The organism is Nocardioides panacihumi (genome assembly GCF_039530925.1).
Lineage (GTDB): Bacteria > Actinomycetota > Actinomycetes > Propionibacteriales > Nocardioidaceae > Nocardioides > Nocardioides panacihumi.
Window position 1 is genome coordinate 1 of sequence record NZ_BAAAPB010000010.1, and the last position, 2,495, is coordinate 2,495.

1 rRNA gene is annotated in these 2,495 nt (G+C 56.5%); it reads right to left on the minus strand.

Annotated elements, in window-relative coordinates:
• Positions 1-16: 16 nt before the first annotated feature.
• Positions 17-2,495 (minus strand): 23S ribosomal RNA (locus ABD205_RS22595); the annotation flags it as partial.

The window sequence follows — 2,495 nt, forward strand, 5'->3', positions numbered from 1 at the left end:
TTTTGTTGAGGGCTTGTGTGACAAGCCCTCGGCCTATTAGTACCGGTCGGCTAGGCATTGCTGCTGTACACCTCCGGCCTATCAACCCCATGGTCTGTAGGGGGCCTTACCCCATCAAGTGGGTGGGAAACCTCATCTTGAAACGTGCTTCCCGCTTAGATGCGTTCAGCGGTTATCACTTCCGAACGTAGCCAACCAGCCATGCACCTGGCGGTACAACTGGCACACCAGAGGTTCGTCCATCCCGGTCCTCTCGTACTAGGGACAGCCTTTCTCAAGTTTCCTGCGCGCGCGGCGGATAGGGACCGAACTGTCTCACGACGTTCTAAACCCAGCTCGCGTGCCGCTTTAATGGGCGAACAGCCCAACCCTTGGGACCTACTCCAGCCCCAGGATGCGACGAGCCGACATCGAGGTGCCAAACCATCCCGTCGATATGGACTCTTGGGGAAGATCAGCCTGTTATCCCCGGGGTACCTTTTATCCGTTGAGCGACCACGCTTCCACATGCCGTGGCCGGATCACTAGTTCCGACTTTCGTCCCTGCTCGACATGTCTGTCTCACAGTCAAGCTCCCTTGTGCACTTACACTCAACACCTGATTGCCAACCAGGCTGAGGGAACCTTTGAGCGCCTCCGTTACACTTTAGGAGGCAACCGCCCCAGTTAAACTACCCATCAGGCACTGTCCCTGAACCGGATCACGGTCCTAGGTTAGACATCTAGTACGACCAGAGTGGTATTTCAACGTTGCCTCCACACACACTGGCGTGCATGCTTCACCGGCTCCCACCTATCCTACACAAGCCGAACCAAACACCAATACCAAACTATAGTAAAGGTCCCGGGGTCTTTCCGTCCTGCCGCGCGTAACGAGCATCTTTACTCGTAGTGCAATTTCGCCGAGTCCACGGTTGAGACAGCGCCCAAGTCGTTACTCCATTCGTGCAGGTCGGAACTTACCCGACAAGGAATTTCGCTACCTTAGGATGGTTATAGTTACCACCGCCGTTTACTGGGGCTTAAATTCTGAGCTTCACCCCGAAGGGCTGACCCGTCCTCTTAACCTTCCAGCACCGGGCAGGAGTCAGTCCGTATACATCGTCTTACAACTTCGCACGGACCTGTGTTTTTAGTAAACAGTCGCTTGGGCCTGGTCTCTGCGGCCATCACCGCTTCCCCCAGCAAGTGGGTTCACGGATCCGGCCCCCCTTCTCCCGAAGTTACGGGGGCATTTTGCCGAGTTCCTTAACCATGGTTCACTCGATCGCCTCGGTATTCTCTACCTGATCACCTGAGTCGGTTTCGGGTACGGGCGGCGCATAGCTCGCTAGAGGTTTTTCTCGACAGCATAGGATCATCGGCTTCCCCAAAAGGGTCCCCATCACGTCTCAGGCTCGTGATCGAACACAGTGCACCGGATTTGCCTAGTGCACGCCCTACCTGCTTGGCCGGCGACTACCATCGCGCCGGTCCGACTACCTTCCTGCGTCACCCCATCGCTTGCCTACTACCAGCTCGGGTCCCGTGTTCCACACCACCGCCTCACCCCGAAGGGATCGGTCAGCGGGCTTCAGACGGTTAGCATCACTAGGTTCAGCATGGGCGCTACTTTGCCGGTACGGGAATATCAACCCGTTGTCCATCGACTACGCCTGTCGGCCTCGCCTTAGGTCCCGACTTACCCAGGGCAGATTAGCTTGACCCTGGAACCCTTGATCAATCGGCGCAAGAGTTTCTCACTCTTGATTCGCTACTCATGCCTGCATTCTCACTCGCCACACCTCCACCCCTGGATCACTCCGAGGCTTCACTGGTGAGGCGACGCTCCCCTACCCACCCCAACACACCACAAGGGCGGCTGGAGTGCCATAGCTTCGGCGGATGACTTGAGCCCCGCTACATTGTCGGCGCGGAATCACTTGACCAGTGAGCTATTACGCACTCTTTCAAGGGTGGCTGCTTCCAAGCCAACCTCCTGGTTGTCACTGCGACTCCACATCCTTTTCCACTTAGTCACCGCTTAGGGGCCTTAGCTGATGGTCTGGGCTGTTTCCCTCTCGACTACGGAGCTTATCCCCCGCAGTCTCACTGCTGCGCTCTCACTTACCGCCATTCGGAGTTTGGCTAACGTCAGTAACCTGGTCGGGCCCATCGGCTATCCAGTGCTCTACCTGCGGCAAGAAACACGCAACGCTGCACCTAAATGCATTTCGGGGAGAACCAGCTATCACGGAGTTTGATTGGCCTTTCACCCCTATCCACAGGTCATCCCCTCCATTTTCAACTGAAGTGGGTTCGGTCCTCCACGACGTCTTACCGTCGCTTCAACCTGCCCATGGATAGATCACTCCGCTTCGGGTCTAGAGCGTGCGACTAATTCACCCTATTCGGATTCGCTTTCGCTACGGCTACCCCACACGGGTTAACCTCGCCACACACCGCTAACTCGCAGGCTCATTCTTCAAAAGGCACGCCATCACCCCAACACCGTA